This is a genomic window from Parablautia muri (genome assembly GCF_009917485.1).
In the GTDB taxonomy this organism is placed as follows: Bacteria; Bacillota; Clostridia; order Lachnospirales; family Lachnospiraceae; genus Suilimivivens; species Suilimivivens muri.
This window is the reverse complement of the sequence record NZ_QZDT01000026.1, coordinates 42,307-64,351: the sequence shown is the minus strand read 5'-3', so window position 1 is coordinate 64,351 and position 22,045 is coordinate 42,307. Positions and strand designations below refer to the sequence as shown.

Sequence of the window (22,045 nt, the reverse complement as noted above, 5' to 3'; positions counted from 1 at the left end):
TTCTCTTTCTCTATGCTGATGTCATTATATCGGTTAATTCTGTGACAATCAATCAGATTTATTTGAAGCCAGAATAAATGGGCAGCAACAGCATGGATGTCTACCCTGAACAATTCTGTTCAGTATGTATCCGTCATCCGTCCCGGTGAAAAAGTTGCGAAGCTGGTCAAGCGGATGCACTATGTATCCTTTGTAGGGATGTTCCGGTCTGATCTTTTTGAGGGCTTATGTGTTGGTCATGCACCGAAGAAATGCAGAATCTGCGGCAAGTGGTTTCTGACCACCAATGCAAGGCACACCAAATATTGCGGCGGTTATGCGCCGGGAGATAAGCTGCACCGCACTTGTCGGCAGATCGGCAATCTAAAAGGCAGAGAACAGCGGGAACTTGCGGACGATCATCCGCTGAAACAGATTTATGAGAAGCGGCTGAATACCATAAACCGCTATGTGAAGCGTGGCACTCTGGATGCTGAACTTGCGGAGGTTATGAAGAAACTGGCAAAAGATAAGATGCTCCAGGCATTGTGCAATGTAGCCTATGCCAAGGGCGATTACGAAAAGGAAATTGGACAGGCTGCCTTGAAAAAAGAAGCACAGAAAAATCTTTGAATTTGTAGGTGAGAGGATATGAAAAACTTATATATAGTTGGCGGAACAATGGGAGTTGGAAAGACCGCTGTTTGCCAGCAACTAAAATCTGATTTACCCAATAGCGTATTTCTTGATGGAGATTGGTGTTGGGATGCAAACCCATTCCAAGTAACCAATGAAACCAAAGCAATGGTGACAGATAATATCTGCTACTTACTAAACAACTTTTTGCATTGCTCAGCTTATGAAAATGTGATTTTCTGTTGGGTAATGCATCAACAGCCTATCATAGATTCTATATTGGGAAAGCTGGATACACAAAACTGTGAGGTGAAATGTATCTCACTTATTGCTGACGAAACCCATTTGCGTAAGAGATTAACTAAGGATGTAGAAAGAGGTATTCGTGCCGAGGATGTAATTGAAAGAAGTGTAACAAGAATACCGATGTATCAAACACTAAACACGATTAAAATTGATACTAATGAAAAAACGGTGGCTATGATTGCAAATGAAATCGAGCAGATATGATGCTGTCAAAGACCCGTTTATAGGAAACAGAAACTTTTAGTTTTCAGAATGTTCACGCACATTATTAAAACGGAAGGAGGTGCGCTATGCTGAATGATTTTTCATGGAATATGACCGGATACATACCGAAATATCCTGTTGATTCATTCGGTGCGGACATCCGCCCCTATGTGGCAGAGCGCATCTTCCAACTGGAACCGGAGCCGCCAACGGTGAACAGTCTGAATGAGTATATCCTATCTGCCTTGCAGGAAAAGAACTTGATGTATTTTTCGTTCCTCCTGCACCATTATGAGCCGCAACTCAACAAGCGCACCAAGAGCTTTCTTGGCGTGGATAGCGGCGATTTGTACGACACAGACCGATTTATAGATATAAAGCTCTCCTGCCGAGAGCAAATGCTCCAAAAGCTGATGGACTATGACCCCGCCAAGGGTGCGGAGTACGCTACATACATTTTTCCGTTCATCCGGGATGCTATGCTCCGTTTCCGCATGGGTGAAGAAAAATGGTCGGTGTCCTCTCTGACCAATTACAAAATGGTGCGGTCAATGGCATGGCTGTACCATAACACCAAGGATGCGGTCAGCGAGTTTGCCAAGAAATACAACTGCGACCTTGCCCTTGCGGAAGAATATCTGAAAGTAGTCCGTGGCATCCGCAATCAGCAGCCGTTCTATGTGACGGGCGAAGACGGCGAGGAAACGGGCGAAGATGTTGCCCTTGACGATACTTGGAACTATGCCGACATCCTCTGGAACGGCATACAGGCTGAAAAGGTGCAGCGGGCATTTGAGAAGCTGAATTACCGGGAACAGACCTTACTTGAAAAACGGTTAGCAATCTGTATGACCTGTGGGCGAGTTGGCTCATGGAAGAACCGCCCCACTTTTGAAGAACTGGCGATTATGTTTGAGGGCAGCACTGCCAGCGGTGCAGAGCGAGCCTACCGGAAAGCGGTGGACAAACTGACAGAACTGCTGGTTGCCGAAGGTGCGCTCCATGCTGTCCGGCTGAAACAGAAATCCAAAACCAAGCGCAAAAAGAAAATCGCCGCCGCAATCTACGAATACCAAGCAGACTGCGACGGCGAATGGGGCGAGATTTCATTTAATTTTGAGAATGGCACAGCTGAGATCATTCAACTTGCCGATTGGGACACGATGATAACAAAATACTTTGCAAATCAGGCAATATCGTATCTTCTGAACTGCGAAAATGAGAAGCTACCAAAGGAAACATTGGTGGCGTTTGAACTCTAAAAATAACCGCTGCAATTTTACGGAAATTGCAGCGGTTTCATTGGTTGCGCTTGACTCAACTTATTATTTAAGTGTATTACGAGGATCAATACTCATCGTGTCCTATTGATGAACACGGCTTCGGCGGGATCGAAGTAGTCTGCGGTATTGCTACTTAGTCCGCTGGCCTTCCAAGCCTGTTCAAATGTAATATTCTCGATGTTGCTCAAAATAACATAGGTTGTATCCTCAACGGCGTTATTCAACCGTCCGGTAACTTCCAGCCTGTACTTGTAAGTATAGCAATTCACAGTTCCTTCCATTCCATTTATAGATGCAAAACTTGCACTGTAAGTGCCAGCATCCCACAGTTCATCCCTAAAGATATGTTCATACGTTTCAGCTTCGACTTCATAGACATAGCCACCAATTTCTACTGTAATATTGTTAGAACCTTCATTGTTTACGAAAATACACCAATACGGTGCCTCCTCAGTAAGTACCATCTTATTTTGTAAAGATGTATTTCCAGCAAGATTTAGTTCAAATCCGTTTAGTCTACCCTTTTCTGCTGCAACTTTGATGCTATAAACATCCGCAATTCGTGCAGGATAAGTTTCAAGGATTTCACCGGAGTATTCGATTTCAATTGCATCTCCGACTTCTGGTTCGGGTGACGGCCGAGCATTTCTGATAGGCACTTCAATTCTGTCTGCACTACTCAGTTCCCAACTACCCTCAACAGGTTTCACAAGATAATACCCATCATGGATTTCCAGAATTTCAGCTTGGAACACCTGATGTGCTTCGTTAGAAAAGCCTTCAATCTGAAGACAATTATTCTTGAAAACCAATCGTCCGGTTTCTACCAGTTCTTCAGAATTGTACTTTGTTTTATCTACGTACAGATGACCGTCTTGCTTATCCAGTCTAAGTGCGAAATCGAAACATCCTCGGTCAGACAGTTCATAGCTTACACCATTTACATAGTCATAAATGGTAATGCGATTATCAATCATTCCAGAACCAAAGCTGTATGTTGCACAGATTTCTGGGAAATCATCCCCAGTAAGGTCAGTAAAATAAGCGTTCCATATTGGCATACCATCAATCAAAATTGTTTGGCCAGTAAGTTCCGAAGTGTCAAAGGGTTTTGACGCAATTATTTGTGTCTGGTTGTAGCTGAAAGTAACATCTGGATATATCGGAAGTTTTATAGTTGATTCATCATCCATAGCAGAGGGGTTCTCTGTGTAGTCAAACCACTCTATGACGGAATTTACCTCATCAGCAATACGCACCTCTACATTTTCCACTTCGACATATACAATAATGTCCTCGTCAGTGGAGTTCTGCATATTTACACCAATCTTAAACCACGTATCTTTTTCAGCATCAAATTCCACCGGCATTCCATGTGTAAGATAGGTAGCAGTATATCCGGTTTCTGTTGTTTCATTGACCGGAGATAACAGGACTTCCGTATCACCCAATCCATCACCAGACCATATTTTGATTGAGTTCTTGATTGTGCTGACTTCTTCATCCGAATACACAAATTCTTCTTGACTTCCCGCTGGAACAACGATTCGCAGTGTGTAACTGTCTTGCTTCGGATTTGTCAGAAAGCAGACCACAACAACTACACAGGCAATCACTGCAAGAATGATAATCCAAAACGCAGGTTTCTTATAATTCATCACGGATTTCACACGCTCCTTTACACCTACCTCACCAAAGGCAAGAGGACAGGCGGCAATCATACGATGATTTACGCTGCAAGCCACAAGTGCTTGGGTATAATCTGCTCTCTGTTCATTTCCGAGTTCCTTGATAACCTTTTCATCACAGGCAAGCTCGATGTCACGACACAGCAGAACATAAGCCAGCCACATCAAAGGATTGAACCAGTGAATTGTCAGCAGGAGAAAACCAAGAGGTTTCCACCAATGGTCTTTGCGGCGAATGTGTGCTTGTTCATGGGCAACAACGTGTTCCATATCCTGCTCATCCATTTTGAACGGCAGATAGATTTTCGGCTTGATGATGCCCAAGACAAACGGAGAACCGACATTCTCACTTTGGAAAATATTGTCCTCGTAGCGAACGGCAGTATCCACCTTACGGCGCAGACGCCAGTAACTGATGGCTGTATATAATGCCAGTGCAATCATGCCGAAAATCCAAATATATTCATAGATACCAATGGTAATCTGCAACGGATTTGCACTTGCGCCAGCCATCGGAGTGTTAGATTGGCCGATAATAGGATTGACTGCGTTGTTTATTGCATTTATACCGCTATTGATGGTTGGTGTAGTATCCATTCCAATGTCCAGAGGAATGGTTTCTGCACTTGGAATCAGACTCAATGCACTCTCAAAAGAGAATGGGCAAACCAATCTGACAGCTACAATACCCCAAAGTAGAACATTGACCCATTTGGGAGCTTTCTTCAAAACAAGCCTGAGTATCAGCACAGCCAGGATAAGCCAGCTTGCCGATATGCTCATGTTGATAATTTTCAAAAAGAGTTCGTTCATTGTGAACCTCCTTTCCTGATGCGGTCGATCATGCGCTGTACCTCATCAAGCTCATCTTCGGACATAGCCTGATGCTTTGTAAAAGCAGCGATAAAGGCAGGCAGAGAACCCTCGAATTTCTTCTCAACCAGTTCATCGATCTCACACGCCTGGGCTTCATCTTTGGAAACGAGAGAAGTAACAGTGCCATTGTCGTTCTTCAGCACACCACGCTCTCCAAGACGCTTGATAACGGTATAAGTCGTAGTTCTTTTCCATCCGAGTTGATCCTGGCACAGCTTTACAAGCTGGGTAGCAGTAACCGGCTCATGCTCCCACATAATCAAACAAAAACGATATTCACTTTCGTGAATCTTCGGAAAATCCATATTCACGCCCTCCTTGTCTATACCGTTAGACTTCATATATAGTCTACAACATTAGACAATCAAAATCAATAGCGTTCACAGAGAAGATACAAAAAATTGCCCGCAGAATTTCTCCCACGGGCAAAGTGTTGGTTAACTATCAAGCGGTTTGTATTCAGTTACAGTTTTCAAATAGGTTTCGGGATCACCGTTCAATATCAAGTCTGCATATCCAATCGGATCATTGTAGATCAGATAGTCCAATTCTGACCGCTGATACATATTATCGGCAACCTCATTCTCCACGGCGATGGTATCAATGGCAATCATACTGCCATCTAAGAATTTCAGTTCCACACAGGCATTATCCATGTTGAACTCACAAGAAATCAATCTATCCATAAGAAACCTCCATTTTGCTGGATGTTAGATCATCCCAAAATATTTGAATGCTTCTCGGATTGCTTTCTCTTTTTCCGGCGGGCATTGTGGCTGTCTGGAATCCTAAGCCTTCGGCAGATTGTAGTTTTTGCCTACTTCAATCCCACATTTCCGTTTGATCTGTGAGATATAGAGGTTGGACACCTTTAACCCGGTATGCTCCAAAACATACTCCTTGATCTGCGGATAGGTTGCTCCATCTTGGAACTCCGACATATCCATATCTTCCAAAGAGAACTCAACCCGAATCTTTTTCGAGTCGACCTCGCCCTTGGAAAGCAAGACAATGGTTTCCACATTCGCCGTCCAGGGAAACTGATCCACGGTCACTGCCTTCTCCACCTCATACCCATTTTCCAAAAACATCTCCAAATCTCTCACAAGGCTGGTAGGCTTACAGGAAATATACACCACTTTTCGGGCCTCATACCCAATTATTTTCTTAAGCGCCTTGGGATGCACTCCATCCCGCGGCGGATCTAAAATAATTACATCCGGTTTTTCCTCAATCTCATCCAAAACCTTAAGCACATCCCCTGCAATAAATACGCAGTTATGTAAACCATTCATTTCCGCATTTTTTCTCGCCGCTTCCACTGCTTCTTCCACAATTTCAACGCCAATCACCTTCTTAGCCACAGGCGCCATTAGCTGCGCAATTGTACCCGTTCCGCTATAAAGGTCGTATACGGTTTTTTGAGGCTCATCTTCCCCTATGTTCAAATCCCCAATATATTCCCTGACCGTCTCATAGAGCACCTCTGCTCCCAGTGAATTGGTCTGGAAAAAGGAAAAAACAGATATCTTAAATTTTAATCCCAACAGTTCTTCATAGAAGAAATCCTGCCCGTACAAGATCGCCATCCCATCGCTCTGCACCACATCTGCCAATGAATCGTTGACTATATGAAGGATACCTGCTATTTTTCCATGTTCAAATTTTAATTTGAGCAGCTCATCCTTCCATGCATTCAATTTTTCAGATTCTTCTCTTTTGGCTTCTCCATCTAAACTTAGATCAAGTCCGCTGCTATCATCTGGATTCTCCATAGCCTTCCTGTCAAAATCTGGCTGCGATGTTGTCACCAGTGCAACCAAAATTTCTCCTGTCTTAGCTGCCTTTCTGACGAGCAAATGACGCAGATATCCTGTATGGCGAAGTTTGTGATAAAAGCTGCATCCATCAAAAAAAGCTCTCGTCAGTGTGAGAATTTTTCGATAGGCTTCATCTACAATCTGGCAGTCTTTCACCGTAACGATATCATAAAAGCTGCCCCTTTTATGCATGCCAAGGGCAAGGGGGCCATCTTTAAATTCATCTCCAAAAGAAAATTCCATCTTATTTCGATAGCCCATTTGAACAGGACTGCCCTTAATTCCTTCAAATTTCCATTCTTTCTCCTGTTTCGTCAGCACATTATTTAAAAGCTGGTAAACCTGGGCTTCTTTTAACCGCAGCTGTTCCTCATAGGTCAGGGAAATATATGTACAACCGCCGCAGGTCCCGAAATGGGGGCAGGGACTTTCAATCTCTAATGGAGATTTTTCATCTATATTAAGCAGCCTCCCCTCTCCCCTGCCATTTCTCACTTTCTGCACCGCCAAAGATATCTTCTGCCCCGGCAGCACACTTTTTACAATACACTTTCCTTCTTCTGTCAGTACAACACCTTTATTTGGAAAGTCAACCTTTTCCACAATTCCCTTCAGTACTTGTCCTTTTTTCATAAAAAACCTCCATACCCTTTACACAAATTTAGGATGTCCATCTTTATACAGGCATCCTCATAAAAAATCATACTTATGCCCATACCTTCTAAGGTGCAAACGTTTCCTAAAAAGGAGGCACGAATATCCGGAAGCACACATGCGGCAAACTGCATGGCGCGTATACGCTCTGCAAAACAGGTGCGCAGAGCTTCTATATAGGTTTCTTTTCCTACTTTAAAAAGGGGATGTACACTTCTGCACATCCCGCAAATTTTCTTATCGTATAAGCATAACTATTCTGCAAAGTCCTCTTCTGCAGCCACATTAGGCTTCTCCTCAGATTCGGATTTTTCTTTTTCTTCTTCCTCATCTTCAAAGAAATCATCCTCGAAGTCGTCATCAAAATCATCTTCAAAATCTTCCAAATAATCAGGTGTCATGTAACGGTATACCGCATAAGCAATCGCTGCCACCGCTGCCACCGCACCAATAACGGCAAGTATCCACAAAAGCGTATTATTTCTCTTTTCTTCTTCCCTGTGGTTCCAGTAATCCTTTAATTCTTTGATATCATGAGTTTTTACAAAATCCATTAACTCCTCAATCTTATTCCACGTATTCATGGCATACGCCTCCCTTTCTTAATATCTTTTATTCAGTTTATTTCTTAAGGAATGTTCATAAAAGTACTTTTTGACTTATTATTTCCTTCCTGTTTAATAATATAACATTTACTGATAAATTTTACTACCAAAATTTGAAAAAGTTTACAATTTTTTTACCACTTTTTTACTATTTATATTTCAAAGCCAAATTGAAACATTTTTCAAATGCGCTCCAGCTTTGCAAAAGCAGCATACATGATCTTTTGTCCTGCATTATCAAAGTCAACTGTGACCTTATAGTCTCTTGGTCCTGGCTCCAGGCCGGTAACAGTTCCCTCTCCATACTTCACATGCTTTACCCGATCTCCTACATCATAATCCGGCTTTCCACCTGTAACAGCCCCTACACCCTTGCTGATTCCGGCCACTGCCAGGGAACCCAGCCCGCCTCCGGCTATAAAGGGTTTATTCTCCGCCGCAGTCCGCCGGGGCTTTAAGGTGGCAACAGGTCTGTATGTACTTTCCGATTTCCCTGCAAATCCATATTCCTCCTCGTTCTGTTGCATAACCCGATATCGGGAAACCGGCGCTCTGTTATCCATAAGTTCCTGCGGAATTTCCCCCACAAACCGGCTTACCGCATTTATCTGAGTCTCTCCCCGTATCATCCGCATTCTTGCGCAGCTTAAGGTCAAATCCTCTTTGGCCCTTGTAATTCCCACATAGGCAAGGCGTCTTTCTTCCTCTATCTCATCAGGGTCATCTGATACAATTGTCATGTAGCTGGGAAAAACACCATCCTCCATGCCTGCTAAATAGATATGGGGGAACTCTAAACCCTTAGCACTGTGAAGTGTCATCAAAAGCACCTTATTATTTCCTGCTTCCACATTGTCGATATCCGCAACCAGCGCCACCTCCTCAAGAAATTCTCCTAAGGTCGGCTCGCCATGGGCTGTTTCAAAGGACACCATCTTGCTAATCAGCTCGTCAATATTTTCGATTCTGTCTTCCGCATCCTCATCATCAGATGCCTCTAACTCTGACACATAGCCTGTGGTTTCAATAACATCCTTTATCAATCCCTCCAAACCATAATATTCTACTTTACTTCTAAAACTTTGTATCATAGTTACAAAGGCATCCAGCCTGGAAGCGCTTTTCCCTATGCCCGGAATATCATCTACTTGGCATAAAGCATCATAAAAACTCATTTCATGTATATCCGCATAGTTTTGCACTTTTGCGATAGTAGCGGCTCCGATTCCTCTTTTGGGAACATTGATGATACGCTTCACAGCCAAATCATCACGCCCGTTATCTATTGTTTTTAAATAGGCAAGCAGGTCTTTAATCTCCCGTCTGGCATAAAAATTGATGCCGCCCACCACTTTATAGGGAATCCCCTCCACCACAAACCGTTCCTCTATCAGTCTGGCCTGGGCATTGGTCCTGTAAAGCACCGCACAGTCACCATAATCGGCTATACCCTCTCTTTTCTTGCGCACCACATCATCGGCAATAAACTCCGCCTCCTCATAAGCTTGATCAAACTGTCTAAAATGTACCGGATTCCCACTTCCCTTATCCGTCCAAAGGGTCTTACTTTTCCGCCCCTTATTGTTGCGGATTACCGCATTGGCGGCATCTAAGACATTTTTCGTGGAGCGGTAATTTTGCTCCAGGCGGATTACCGCTGCTTCAGGGTAAACTTTCTCGAAATCCAATATATTTCTGATATTCGCTCCCCGGAACTTATAAATAGACTGGTCATCATCCCCCACCACGCAAAGGTTGTGGCTAGCGTCTGCAAGGAGCCTGACCAATTCAAACTGAGCCGTATTGGTATCTTGGTATTCATCTACCATAATGTATTTAAATCTTTTTTGGTAGTTTTCTAATACCTCCCTGTCCGCTTTCAAAAGCTCCACCGCCTTTACAATCAGGTCATCAAAATCCATGGCATTGCTTTTTCTTAAGGCTTCCTGGTATTCGTTGTAAGCCTGGGCTATTTTCTGTTTTCTGAAATCTCCCATAGCATTAAGCTCGTATTCCTTAGGAGAAATCAGCTCATCCTTGGCGGAGGAAATTGCAGATAAAATGCTTCTCTCCTTAAGAAGCTTTGTATCAATCTGCAAGCGCTTACAGATATCCTTCATCACCGATTTCTGATCATCCGTATCGTAAATAGTAAAATGGTTATCATACCCCAGACGATCCGCATAGCGATGCAAAATTCTCACACAGGTAGAATGAAAGGTGGTAACCCAGATACTCTCTGCCCCCATTCCTACAAGATGCTCCACCCTCTCCTTCATCTCTCCGGCTGCCTTGTTGGTAAAGGTAATGGCCATAATATTCCAAGGACTTACCCCCAGCTCCTCGATCAGATAGGCAATTCTATGAGTAAGCACACGGGTTTTGCCGGAACCGGCCCCTGCCAATAAAAGTACTGGCCCCTGTGTTGTAAATACGCCCTTTTTTTGCTCCTCATTTAAAGTATCATATATACTCATTCAAAATCTCCTGTTATTAATTATTTTAATTCCCTGATATCACTGAATGTCCATGCATGAATGTTTATTTCAATCACTGGCGTTCCACAATATTCACATACCTTACTCCCAGTTCCTGATATAGGCGCACCACAATTCGGACAATTTAGTCCAAGAGATAAGTCTCTTTCATCTTCCACCCTATCTCTATCCTGTATATAAATAACATCCGTATTGTATCTGGACTGGGTTGGCATATCACTGTGTTCTCCCAGAATTTCCCCATTTTCATCTGTTATTGTATGGTAATACTGAACAGCACTTTGAAATGTGATGATACATCTGCCGTTTCTCTTTTTATAATCACATAATTCTGTTCTGTGGATCTTTATCCTCTTATAGTGTTCCCGCCTGCCTGCTCCACACAGCATTTGAATCCTCATTTCCAACTTATCATGGAGCTCTTTATTTCCCTCTTTTAAAGCTCCCGGGGTCATCCTGTCAACAGCAATCAGATAAGAAGTCAGGGCATTTTCCGCCCTGACCTTCATTTCATCATATTGAAATTCAGGAAAATCCGCCTTGATCCTGGGCAGGTATAAGCTTGTCATTGCGGAAATTGATTTCGGTGCCATAGCATATTCCTGCTCAATCTGCTTGATTCCCTCCCGGAGGTCAGAAGTGCCGAAGGCTTTTTGGGCCGCGCTTTTCACACGCCAGATTGCAATGCCTACGCTGCCTATTACTGCAAGCAGTAAAACCAGTATCACTATGATACCTATCATAACTCCGCTCATGTTCCTGAATCCTTTCCAAACTCCTCAAACTAATCCCCATTCTTGCCAATGCCTTCAAATTTGGGCGTAAGCACAAATTTGTAGATTGAAAAATCGGAGATTTTTCAATCTAACCCCATGCTGCCGCTTTGCGGCAACTTAGATCCGGGCGAAGAATGCCCTGACCTGTTGTAACAGTTATATCTGTTCCCTATCGCTTCAGCATTTCATTCAGAAAACAGAACACATGTTATTGCCGGGAAATATCATTCTCATCAAAAGGATCACCACATTCAGGGCAGAATTTAGGAGGATTCTTAGGGTCCTCCGGCTCCCATCCGCATTTATCACACTTATACAAAGGTTCTCCGGCAGGTTTTTTTGCCCCGCACTCACTGCAGAATTTTCCTTTATTTACTGCTCCGCAAACACAAGTCCATCCATCAGCGGCAGGCCTTGGGGCTCCGCATTCAGAACAAAATTTACCTGTATTTCCCACCTTTCCACAGTTACAGTTCCATCCGTCCGCCATAGGCGCTGCCCCAGCCACAGGCGCTGCAGCAGATGCAGGTACAGATGCAGGTGCTGCCTGCTGTCCCATCTGGAATAATTGCTGCGTATTCATACCTCCTGCCTGAGCTGCCATGTTCATACCTGCAAAGGCCATCATAGGACCTGTAGAAGTATTGGACGCTGCCGACTTCATAGCTTCCGCCTGTGCTCCCACCAATGTAGCCGCTGCCATATTGGGATTGCGCAGAACCGCACTCTTTTGCAGCTCCTTTATCATTGCCTCATCTTCCGCTGAAGCCTTGAGCGCATTCACCCCAAAAGATACAATTTCGATTCCACGAAGCTGAGACCATTTTGCGGAAAGAATATCATTTAAGGCCTCTGACAGCTCTTGTGTATGAGCGGGAACCGCACTGTAGCGAATACCCATAGCGGAAATCCTTGCAAATGCAGGTTGCAGCGCTGTCATAAGCTCCGCCTTTAGCTGGCTGTCAAGCTTCTCTCTGCCATAATCCTCAACCACATTGCCGCACACATTGGCATAAAACAAAAGCGGGTCTACAATCTTATAAGAATATTCTCCATTACATCTTAAAGAAATATCAATGTCTAAACCGATATTTTCGTCTACCACACGGAACGGAACCGGATTGGCCGTACCATACTTATTGCCCATAATCTCTTTGGTGTTGAAGAAGTAAATTCTCTGATCTTTTGCGGTATCTCCTGCAAAGGTAAAACGCTTGCCCACCACAGCAAAGGTTTTGGTTAGATTCTCACTTAGATTTCCGTAAAATAAACTGGGCTCGGAGGATGTGTCATATGTAAATTCTCCTGCTTCCGCACAAAATTCAACTATTTTTCCCTGATCTACAATAATCATACACTGACCTTCGTTGACCGCAACCACAGAACCGTTGGAAATGATATTTTCCTCTCCCTTATTATTGCCTGCGCTCCTTTTACTTGTGCGCTTTTTGCCCTTTGTCACCAAAATATCTGTCTCTAACGAATCACAATAAAAATACTCTCTCCACTGATCTGCTATGCCACTGCTTGCCGCAGCAACAATCCCCCTGATTAAGCCCATTTCCTTATCCTCCTTATTTTTCTGACAGTTGTTTTCGACACAGCCGAACCTTCATATAACTATATCATCTCTTTCGTTTCCTATTATATCGGTTTTACCTTTGCTTGTCCATAAAAACAAACCTGACAAAATAACATCTCCTGTTTATCGTTAAAATCACTTTAAAATAGACAAAGTCCCTGTTAGAATATATAATCAAATACAGAACAATAATTTACGCAGGCACGAGGCCTTTGGAAGGGAAAACATCATGAAAAACAATTATAAAATTCATTTCATTATCTTTTATATTCTTTCTTATGGAATTTTTTCTTTTTCGTCCACAAAGTTTACTCCTTATTTATCCGAAATAGGCTATTCCGCATTTCAAAGGGGAATTATCCTATCCGGATATGCCGCCGCAACTATTATCCTGCAGCTACTGTTTGGAATATTATCAGACCGTTATCAGACGATGAAAAAGATAATTATTCTCTGTCTGTGTGTCTACGGAGTTGTGTCCGCCATACTTTTTTCCACCCAGAATGCAGTGATCGCCGTTTATTTTGTGCTGGTTTCTCTCTCCGGCGGCCTGCTCAATTCCTGCTGCGGCTTATATGACACATGGGTTCTAGGCTGTAGTGAAGAAATTCGGAAAAATTTGTCCTTCATTAAAGCCTTTGGCTCCATTGGGTGGGCTATCGGCAGTATGGCTGCCTCTCTCATCATCAGCCTGTTTTCCTACCGAGGGCTTGGAATCAGCATTATCATAATTACCGTGTTGTCATTGCTCAATATGGCTGTTTTGCCTGATATTGACCAGATAAAAGAAAAAAGTAAGTTATCCATGCGCGATTTTAAGCAATTAATGAAAAATAAGCAATATGTACTGCTCATCCTTATCCTGTTTTTAATGTACTCTATGGTGATTGCAAATAACTGCACTGTGATTGATAAAATGATTGACCTGCATGCGTCAAATGCACAGATTTCCATGAAATGGTCTCTGCAGTCTTTGTTGGAAATCCCCACCTACCTTGCAGGGGCTTATCTGCTTGCCAGGTTCAGCGGCCTAAAATTGCTGCGCTTAAGCTCTATCATGTTAACGTTTCAGTTTGTCTTGTTTGCATGGGCCCAAAATCCGGCTATCATTATAGGTGCCAGCGTTCTTCAATTATTTTCGACCCCAATTATTCTGGTTGCCTCGAAAATGCTGATCCTGGAAATCGCACCAAAAAAGCTAAAAAACAGCAGTCAATTGATTGCCCTCAGCATTTTTACCGGCGGTTCCTCCATGCTGATGCCAGTGGCTGCCGGATTTTTCAGCGAGCATATTGGGTTTAACCTTACGCTGGGCTGCGTTGCCCTACTGGGCGTATGCTCTTTTCTTTTGACCTATCTTTTAGCCAAAAAATCTTAAATTGTTGCTTCATAAATTTTCTTCGGACAGGCGACTTTTCTTTCTTTTTACATATGATAAACCATTAAACGTTGTCAAGTTTCCAATTAAGAAATGGAGGTTATTATGAAAGAAAAACCAACCAAGGCTGTCTGTCTGCTCAAAAAATCTCTGGGGATAACCCTGGCCCTGCTTCTGCTGATCGGTTCTGTAGCCGGATGTGGAAGTAAGGGCACAGATAATGGAGGAGCCTCCACATCTTCCGGAGAAATCATTTTAAATGAAGTGGCACATTCCATCTTTTATGCACCCATGTATGTAGCCATAGAGGAAGGCTATTTTAAAGAGGAAGGAATTGATCTTACCCTTGTTACAGGCTTTGGCGCTGACAAAACCATGACCGCTGTGCTTACGGATGAAGCTGATATTGGGTTTATGGGGAGTGAATCTACCATTTATACCTATGCTGGCGGCACACAGGATTATGTGGTCAACTTTGCGCAGCTTACACAACGTGCCGGAAACTTCCTTGTCTCACGCCAGCCTATAGAGAATTTCAGCTGGGATATGCTAATCGGCGCTGATGTGCTTGGAGGCCGGGCAGGTGACCAACGCCAAACAATGTAAATTTTGTATCAATTCATATTTCAATCTATCTTCTTTTTTCATATTCTTCCCTGCTCTTTCCCACCAGAAAATAAAAATCCATCCATTCCTCTCCTTCTACACACAGCCATGAACCATATGCCGGGAGATTGCAGAAAATCACGGGCTTCTCAGTTGCCACCAAAATCCCGCAGCCCTTATCAGAAAGTAAAAATGGCATCTGACCCTTTTCTTTTCCCGATGAAATATATCTGGCAGTTCCATCTAACGCTAAGCTGCCCCTTCCGTTCATCCCTGGCGTATAAAAATGCTCCTTCTTTATGTCAAGAAACAGCCAGCTTCTCTCCGTTCCTTCCTTTCCCATATCTATCTGCCTGCTGCCGCTTTTTTCTGAAAGCAAAAGCTTTTTTTCCCGGCTTTTATATTTGACAGCGCCGGTTGCTTTATCTACCTGCAAACAAAGTGCATCTGTTAAAAGCTCCACATATGCCCCGGATTCCTTATACATCCAAAAACTCCCCTGTTTCCCCAACATTGGGTTTTCCTCCAAGAGCCTTTCCTCTGAGAGCTTTCCCGTCATGCCCTGACGCGAAAAAGTCACCCGGATAATTTCATCCCCTACCGGCCAAAGCCGCAGCAGGCCATATCTGCTCTGCAAGCACAAACTATCCCTTTCCTTTTTAACCCATTTGACTGAAAGATCAATTCTTGCATGTCCCATTGGCCTTAATTTTTCTGTGGTAGGCATATCCCCAAATACTGGTCCAGCCTCAGGCTTTTGTTTCCTTTTAGCCGTATCTGTCAGACCGCTCTGATAGAACTTGTCTCTCCAGTCTTCTCTGACAATTGTCGGCATTCCAACCTTAGCCGCCCTTTCAGGAGACTTTGCCGGGGCTAGGCGTGCCGCAGGTTTTGGGAGGGCCATAGGCCTTGCGCCAACCACTGTCCTCTGATTTGCAAAAGGTTTCAAAGCCGCCGAAGGCTTCCCTGCCAATGGTTTTTCTACAGATGACTTTTCTGCCGCAGACTTCATTTCCGCAGACGGCTTTATCCTTGTTGGTCGCTTTTCAATCACAGAAATCTTTTTTTCTGCAATTTCTTTCTTTTTCTCCGGAACAGGGTCTGCAATCAATCCCGTCAGATTTCCCTTATGAAGCACACAAAGCTCATGAAGGGCTCTTGTAGCAGCCACATACAACAGTCGGGCATGTCCATCATCCACCGGATAGTCCTCCCTGTCCGGATCCAAAATAAGTACCGCGTCAAATTCAAGTCCCTTGGTATAAGAAACGGGTAGCACCATAATTCCTTCCGAAAACACTGCCTTTTCCAAACTGCCATCGGACACCAGAAGTATTTTGGAAAGCTGCTTTGCCCTATCCCCTGCCTCCTTTATGCTTCGGCAAATTACCGCAATCGTCCCATAGCCCTTGTCCTGCCAGCTTTTGCACAAGGCTGCAGCCTCCTTTATCAGCTCTGCATCTTCCGTTGCCCTTCTTACCTGCACCGGACTTCCATGACGGATAATCGGCTCTGCCGGATAAGAAGTAAAGCTTCCATGCTGTAAAATTTTCATGGCAAATTCTGAAATTTCCACTGTATTCCGGTAACTCTTTTTTAGTACCTCAAATCCACTGCCGCTCTCTAAAAGAAGCTCTTTTAACTCCTCCCAGTCGTTTAGTCCGTAACCAAAATGGATGTTCTGGGACACATCCCCCATAATGGTGTAGGTACAGTCCTTGATACAAAAATTCAGCACCCCGTAAGCCATCACACCGAAATCCTGGGCCTCGTCTATTACCACATGGTGGGCTTCACTGATGACCTCCGTCTCCTTTACCCGCTTATAGAGATAGGCAAGGGCCGCTAAGTCATACACATCATATTCCAAATCCGGAAGCTCCACATCATACCCTTTCTGCCGCTGCTCCCGTAAAAAATCCTGATATAAGTCATAAATAGAACGTTTCCAAACCTTTTTTCCAAAACGTCCCCGGTAAGCCTTCAAAATTGCCTTCTGCTCCTTTTCCGTGTAGCGAATACCACTTTTTAAAAATTCATCCTTTATTTTTATAAGAAGCCTTTCATTCAAAAGATTAATTTTCGCCTGGATGGATAAAACCGCATTCTGGTGCAGGAAGCTTGTGATGGATTCGCCGGAAAGAATTTCAATTTTTCCGGCTGCTTTTATTTTCTTATCTCCCGTAATATCCCAAGAATCCTGTACCGTATCGTCAAATACGCCTGCAACGCCATTTCGGATTCCTTCCACAAACTGCCTTGGGTTTAAAAAGATACTTTCCTCAGAAATAAACTCTTTTTCCAGTGCTGTACAAAATGCCTCCAATTCCTGAAGCCAAAATTTCGTCCCCCGTATACCGCCCTGTGTATTCGCAACTCTGCTATCCTGCACATTTTCCTTAACCTGGTACCTTTTCTCATCCCAATCCTCATACAAAAGCCGGACAAAAAGCTGCTCCATGGTCATCTGCCTGATACCGTACACATCCAAATCCGGTAAAACCCCTGTAATATAAGCAAGAAGAATGCGGTTGCTCCCTACAATATAAAAATCATCCGGCTTAAAGCGCTGGGCATAATTGTAAAGAATGTAGGAAATCCGATGCATTGCAACCGTAGTTTTTCCGGAACCGGCCACTCCCTGTACAATTATGTTGTGAAAAGGTGATTTCCGGATAACCTCATTTTGTTCCTTTTGAATCGTTGCAATAATTTCTCCCAGCACCGCCTGCTTGTTTTTTGCTAAATATTTAGTCAAAAGCTCATCATTTGTAATTACTTCCGTGTCAAAATAGTCTAAAAGCTTATCGCCTTCAATTTCATAGGTCCTTTTCAGCTTCAGATCAATTGGCAAATCCTTACCATCCGGCGCCCGATAGCTGCACTTTCCAAGCCCGTTTTCATAATAAGCGGTCGCAACCGGCGCCCGCCAGTCTACCACCATCTGATGAGTGGTATCCCTTGCAATACCGCCCCGTCCGATATAAAGAGATTCTTCCTTGCGAAAGCTCTCGTCATAGAATACTATCCTGCCAAAGTAAGGCTTTTTAAGTGCCTTCAGGTTCCGGCGCAGGGCATGTGCCATGTTATCCCGCATGGTAATCGTGTTGCTTAAAAGCGTGTAAACTTCCGTATCATTATCATGATAATGTTCCAGCATTTCATCGATTTCTTCCTGCATTTTTGCTACATCATCCTCATAATTTTTCACATTGGTCTTTACCACTTCGAGGGTCTTTTTCAGATAAGACTCCTCCTCTCTACGGCTGATTCCCTTAATTGTCACTTCCTTTTGTGATTCCATACCCTCTCCTCCATCTTCATGCGTCTAAGCAACTGTCCGATTCTGCATCATGTTCTCACGGACTTTGCGGCAAGTGCAAAGTCCTGGCTGAACTGTTACCTATTCTAGCTAAATAAAGAAAAAATTACTAGACTTTAATTTTAAAATGTGGTAAAGTAGATACTGTAGTAGTGCTAACAGAAAGAGATATAATAACGTATTTATATATACGTCATTATGTACAACGATTGCTGATTTAAGAGTAGAGATAGTTCATGACAATTCAGCATATATCATTAAATAGGTGATAAACATTTCTTGTCCATTTGGACTGCCTCCTATTTTGGGAATCGCTTCTTTGCCTTTCTCAATTTTAATAGGAGGTTTTTTCATGGTATCATCATCTGTCTGGATAGCTATTGCTTTTCAATAGGACTTGCAATAATCTAATCCCATATTCATACAATAACAATAAGGCAATTAGGACGCAATGAACCTTGAGCAAACCTACCTATTATCTTTGGAAAAACGATTTTACATCACAGGAGGAATTTGAGGCGGCTAAAGAAAAATATCAGGATATGGGATTTCGAGTTGTCACCTACCTGGACGGCCAATCCGACCAAAATATTCATAACGTTTTAAAAGCGGTTATCAAAAACCATTATAACAATCTTTAGTCACTTTACGCTCAAAACACACTCAATATTATGAAAGGCATCTATATTTATGAATGTTGGATATGTACGACTGTCAAGGGATGATGACAAACATAATTATGTATCAATTGAAAATCAAAAATTAATCATCACCCAATTTGCAGCAGAAAACCATTTTACCATAGATCGCTGGTATGAGGATGACGGGGTCTCCGGGTATAAATTCGACCGTCCCGGCTTCAACCAGCTGATGGCAGATTTGGATAAAGATATAGACCGGGTATTTGTCAAAGATTTTTCTCGCCTTGGCCGCCACAATGCCAAAGTCCTTCTTTTGCTTGATGAATTCCAGGAACGCAGCAAGCACCTGATTGTGATAGACGACCATTATGACTCCATGCAGACAAACGATGACACCATCGGCATCAAAACTTGGTATAACGAAAAATATGTCAAGGATACAAGCCAAAAAATCAAACGCGCTCTTAACGCCCGTCAAAAAGAAGGGACTTTAATAACCCAGCCACCCTTTGGATATATAAGAAGTAAAAAGGATAAATCCCAAATTGAAATCGTTCCGAAAGAAGCAAAGTACATAAAAGTAATCTACGACCTTTATCTACAAGGCTTTGGTTATCGCAAGATTGCCAATCATCTCACCCAAAACAAGATTCCAACCCCATCCATGATTCGACATGCGCATGAAATAAAAGAAGGCAAAATAACCAAATACCCGGTAACTGCCCAATGGTCTGACGCAATGGTCAGAGATATCCTTGGAAATGACTTCTATATCGGTACACTGCGATTACGAAAACGCGCCCGCTGCACTGTCCACGGAAAAGATAAACGAGTTCCCCAAAATGAGCAGTACGTTTTTAAAAACCATCACCCTGCTATCATTGATATAGCTTCTTTTGATTTGATACAAGATATAAAAAAGAAACGAACCAAAAGCAAATACCGCGGTTCTCGCAAACAGTATGTCCACCCAAAAACATCATCCCCTTTCGGCTGCTGCCTGTTTTGTAAGGATTGCGGAAGCCGTCTGACGCCCATCAGGCGAATTACTTCCGGCGCCGAACGCAAATATTATATTTGCACCACCTACAATACAAAGGGCAGGCTCTATTGCCCTAAAGCACATCTCATTGAGGAAAATAATTTAATGAAAGATTTATTCACCTACATTAAATTCTGCCGCAATTTTTTTTGTGAGGATATCGCTGCCTATAGTATGGAAGATTTCAATTGCGGTAAAAAAGCAGCTCCCGAAAAAAGGACTGAACTCCAAAATCTCATTGAACAACTCAAACGACAACTGAAAATTCTTTTTACACAAAAAATCAGGGATTTATCGACTGCCCATGGAAACGAGGATGTCATCCATGAAAGCTATGAAGCCATGCAGCAGGACATTTTAGCGCAGATTAACTTTTTGAAAGCCCAACTGGAAAAACTAAATGTTTCCCCTTCAAAAAACAATCATAACGATACCAAAGAGGAATTTCAAAATGCCCTGCAAATAATTGACCTGATAATTGAAAAAGGAACTCTTGACCGCAAGGACATTGAAATTCTCATTGAGAAAATCGAAGTAGATAAAGACGGTCTTCCGGAAATTGAATTCAGGTACGGCTTGTCTCATCTGATACAATACAGTCCGGCACAGGAGCTGAACCGTCATCAAAACGAAATTATTTATCAGATGATGCATCTTATCCTTGAAGGCAAAAGAGATTATATTTCCGCCAGATATTTATCGAAACTATTTACAAATATTTATTTTCCTATATCAGAAAAAAATGTACTGCCTTATATAGGACTTATGATAGATATGGGTATTATAGCGCCAGGTGACAGCTCACGAAAGCCTTATACTATCCGCAAAGCCCATTCCGAAATACAGGAAATCATGACAAAATTCCATCAAGACCTGCCACATGATACCAGTCATAGCCTCTAATGTACTAGAGCGTGTTTGAAAAATAAAAAATAAACAAAACATTTGTTCATGACCTCTTTTTTCATGGTAAAATAAAGAAAAAGGGGGCTGGTATTATGTTAAGGCGTTACGAACTTACCGTTCAGGAATGGGAACAGATTGCATCTTTACTCCCTCCGGAAAAGACCGGAAAACCCGGACGTCCTTCAAAGGATAACCGTACCATGCTTAACGGGATGGTCTGGATCGCACGCAGCGGTGCCCCGTGGCGTGACCTGCCGGAGCGTTACGGCCCCTGGAATTCGGTATACAGCCGTTTCCGCAAGTGGATTGATGACGGGATCCTTGATAATATCTTTCGTGTGCTGAGCCTTGAGCCGAACTGTATGAGTTCTCCCTGGATGCCACAATCGTCCAGGCCCACCAGCACAGTGCAGGTGCCAAAAAAGGGGGTCTCCAAACAAGATCGGGCACAGCCGGGGACTGCGAAGCGCACGCTGCAAGGCCACAGGGCATGTGACCCTCGCTGACCAAAATTTACATAGGTACGAGGCGGGCAGGTGGTATGCCAGAGATGGTATTTGAATTTATTTTGAAAAAGAATGGCATCGACCCCAAAAGCGACCTTAGCATAGATCAAAGCATAGATTTCGGCTCCACTGCCGCGGCTTTTTCCGGAGGGCAAGGTGATTTTACTGTAGAATTTGAACCTCACGCTACCTCCTTAGAATCCAAAGGGGATGGATATGTGGTTGCTTCCTTAGGCGAAGACTCCGGCTATGTGCCTTACACCGCCTTTTGTGCAAAGAAAAGCTATATAGATGAAAATCCTGACATCATCCAATCCTTTACCAATGCCTTGCAAAAGGGTATGGACTACGTAGCCTCTCACTCTCCGGAAGAAATTGCCAAGGTTATCCAGCCTCAATTTGAAGAAACAGATCTTGATACCCTTACCACCATCATCACCCGCTACTATGAACAGGACACCTGGAAAAACAACCTGATTTTTGAAGAAGATTCCTTCACCCTTCTGCAAAATATTCTGGAAGAAGCAGGGGAATTGCCCGAAAAAGTTCCCTATGATGACTTAGTTACCACCCAGTTTGCATCAAAAGCTGCAGAGGGCAGCGTTAAATAACACACGTCTGTCGCATTAACTATCCTTTCACTGCTCAACAAGGCTGGCCATACGGCTTGTTATCATCATACCAAGGCTATTGGGGTTACTGTTTTTCGTGATATAGGACAGTTAACCCCATTTGGG

At 43.2% G+C, this 22,045-nt stretch carries 17 protein-coding genes and 1 pseudogene; 9 read left to right on the top strand and 9 right to left on the bottom strand.

Annotated elements, in window-relative coordinates:
* Nucleotides 1-96 precede the first annotated feature (96 nt).
* From D5281_RS15260 to D5281_RS15250, 3 genes are all read left to right on the top strand, one after another.
* Nucleotides 97-612 (top strand): DUF6076 domain-containing protein, encoded by a 516-nt coding sequence (locus D5281_RS15260; RefSeq protein ID WP_330585056.1) that lies wholly within the window; start codon nucleotides 97-99, stop codon nucleotides 610-612.
* A gap of 18 nt (nucleotides 613-630) precedes the next feature.
* The gene (locus D5281_RS15255) at nucleotides 631-1,125 is read left to right on the top strand and encodes an AAA family ATPase (RefSeq protein ID WP_160560977.1); all 495 of its coding nucleotides are present in this window, start codon (nucleotides 631-633) and stop codon (nucleotides 1,123-1,125) included.
* A gap of 86 nt (nucleotides 1,126-1,211) precedes the next feature.
* A complete protein-coding gene (locus tag D5281_RS15250; RefSeq protein WP_160560976.1) occupies nucleotides 1,212-2,387 on the top strand; it encodes a sigma-70 family RNA polymerase sigma factor in 1,176 nt (391 codons plus the stop codon).
* 92 nt (nucleotides 2,388-2,479) lie between these two features.
* On the opposite strand, the gene D5281_RS15245 is transcribed toward D5281_RS15250, so the two are convergent.
* The 8 genes from D5281_RS15245 to D5281_RS15210 form a co-directional block, all read right to left on the bottom strand.
* Nucleotides 2,480-4,909, bottom strand: a complete 2,430-nt coding sequence (locus D5281_RS15245) for a M56 family metallopeptidase (protein WP_277935391.1) — start codon at nucleotides 4,907-4,909, stop codon at nucleotides 2,480-2,482.
* Nucleotides 4,906-5,277: a BlaI/MecI/CopY family transcriptional regulator gene (locus D5281_RS15240; RefSeq protein WP_160560975.1), complete on the bottom strand. Its 372-nt coding sequence runs from the start codon at nucleotides 5,275-5,277 to the stop codon at nucleotides 4,906-4,908. The genes D5281_RS15245 and D5281_RS15240 overlap by 4 nt, the downstream gene beginning before the upstream one ends.
* 132 nt (nucleotides 5,278-5,409) lie before the next feature.
* The gene (locus D5281_RS15235) at nucleotides 5,410-5,658 is read right to left on the bottom strand and encodes a DUF6061 family protein (protein ID WP_160560974.1); all 249 of its coding nucleotides are present in this window, start codon (nucleotides 5,656-5,658) and stop codon (nucleotides 5,410-5,412) included.
* 102 nt (nucleotides 5,659-5,760) lie between these two features.
* Nucleotides 5,761-7,425, bottom strand: a complete 1,665-nt coding sequence (gene rlmD / locus D5281_RS15230; RefSeq protein WP_330585055.1) for a 23S rRNA (uracil(1939)-C(5))-methyltransferase RlmD — start codon at nucleotides 7,423-7,425, stop codon at nucleotides 5,761-5,763.
* A gap of 275 nt (nucleotides 7,426-7,700) precedes the next feature.
* Complete coding sequence (locus D5281_RS15225) at nucleotides 7,701-8,030, bottom strand: DUF4366 domain-containing protein (protein ID WP_160560973.1); 330 nt, start codon at nucleotides 8,028-8,030, stop codon at nucleotides 7,701-7,703.
* Nucleotides 8,031-8,233: 203 nt separating this feature from the next.
* A complete protein-coding gene (locus tag D5281_RS15220; protein WP_160560972.1) occupies nucleotides 8,234-10,528 on the bottom strand; it encodes an ATP-dependent helicase in 2,295 nt (764 codons plus the stop codon).
* Nucleotides 10,529-10,548: 20 nt separating this feature from the next.
* The gene (locus tag D5281_RS15215; RefSeq protein ID WP_160560971.1) at nucleotides 10,549-11,304 is read right to left on the bottom strand and encodes a zinc ribbon domain-containing protein; all 756 of its coding nucleotides are present in this window, start codon (nucleotides 11,302-11,304) and stop codon (nucleotides 10,549-10,551) included.
* Nucleotides 11,305-11,533: 229 nt separating this feature from the next.
* Entirely contained in the window at nucleotides 11,534-12,886 is a 1,353-nt protein-coding gene (locus D5281_RS15210; RefSeq protein WP_160560970.1) for an SPFH domain-containing protein, read from the bottom strand.
* A 250-nt stretch (nucleotides 12,887-13,136) separates the two neighbouring features.
* Here D5281_RS15210 and D5281_RS15205 point away from each other — a divergent pair, with 250 nt between their 5' ends.
* Together D5281_RS15205 and D5281_RS15200 are read left to right on the top strand one after the other, a co-directional pair.
* Entirely contained in the window at nucleotides 13,137-14,285 is a 1,149-nt protein-coding gene (locus D5281_RS15205; protein ID WP_160560969.1) for an MFS transporter, read from the top strand.
* A gap of 93 nt (nucleotides 14,286-14,378) precedes the next feature.
* Nucleotides 14,379-14,882: pseudogene (locus D5281_RS15200) on the top strand (ABC transporter substrate-binding protein); the annotation flags it as partial.
* Nucleotides 14,883-14,916: 34 nt separating this feature from the next.
* On the opposite strand, the gene D5281_RS15195 reads toward D5281_RS15200, so the two are convergent.
* Nucleotides 14,917-18,195: an ATP-binding domain-containing protein gene (locus tag D5281_RS15195; protein ID WP_160560967.1), complete on the bottom strand. Its 3,279-nt coding sequence runs from the start codon at nucleotides 18,193-18,195 to the stop codon at nucleotides 14,917-14,919.
* A gap of 476 nt (nucleotides 18,196-18,671) precedes the next feature.
* Between D5281_RS15195 and D5281_RS15190 the strand changes: the two genes are divergently transcribed.
* The 4 genes from D5281_RS15190 (at nucleotide 18,672) to D5281_RS15175 (ending at nucleotide 21,919) form a co-directional block, all read left to right on the top strand.
* Nucleotides 18,672-18,854: a hypothetical protein gene (locus D5281_RS15190; protein WP_160560966.1), complete on the top strand. Its 183-nt coding sequence runs from the start codon at nucleotides 18,672-18,674 to the stop codon at nucleotides 18,852-18,854.
* A gap of 49 nt (nucleotides 18,855-18,903) precedes the next feature.
* Nucleotides 18,904-20,799 carry a recombinase family protein gene (locus tag D5281_RS15185; protein ID WP_160560965.1) on the top strand — a complete coding sequence of 632 codons (1,896 nt, stop codon included), beginning with the start codon at nucleotides 18,904-18,906 and terminating at the stop codon, nucleotides 20,797-20,799.
* Between the two features lie 95 nt (nucleotides 20,800-20,894).
* On the top strand, nucleotides 20,895-21,308 hold the full coding sequence (locus tag D5281_RS27205) for a transposase (RefSeq protein WP_277935390.1): 414 nt from the start codon (nucleotides 20,895-20,897) through the stop codon (nucleotides 21,306-21,308).
* Nucleotides 21,305-21,919 carry an ABC transporter substrate-binding protein gene (locus D5281_RS15175; protein WP_330585061.1) on the top strand — a complete coding sequence of 205 codons (615 nt, stop codon included), beginning with the start codon at nucleotides 21,305-21,307 and terminating at the stop codon, nucleotides 21,917-21,919. The genes D5281_RS27205 and D5281_RS15175 overlap by 4 nt, the downstream gene beginning before the upstream one ends.
* Nucleotides 21,920-22,045 lie beyond the last annotated feature (126 nt).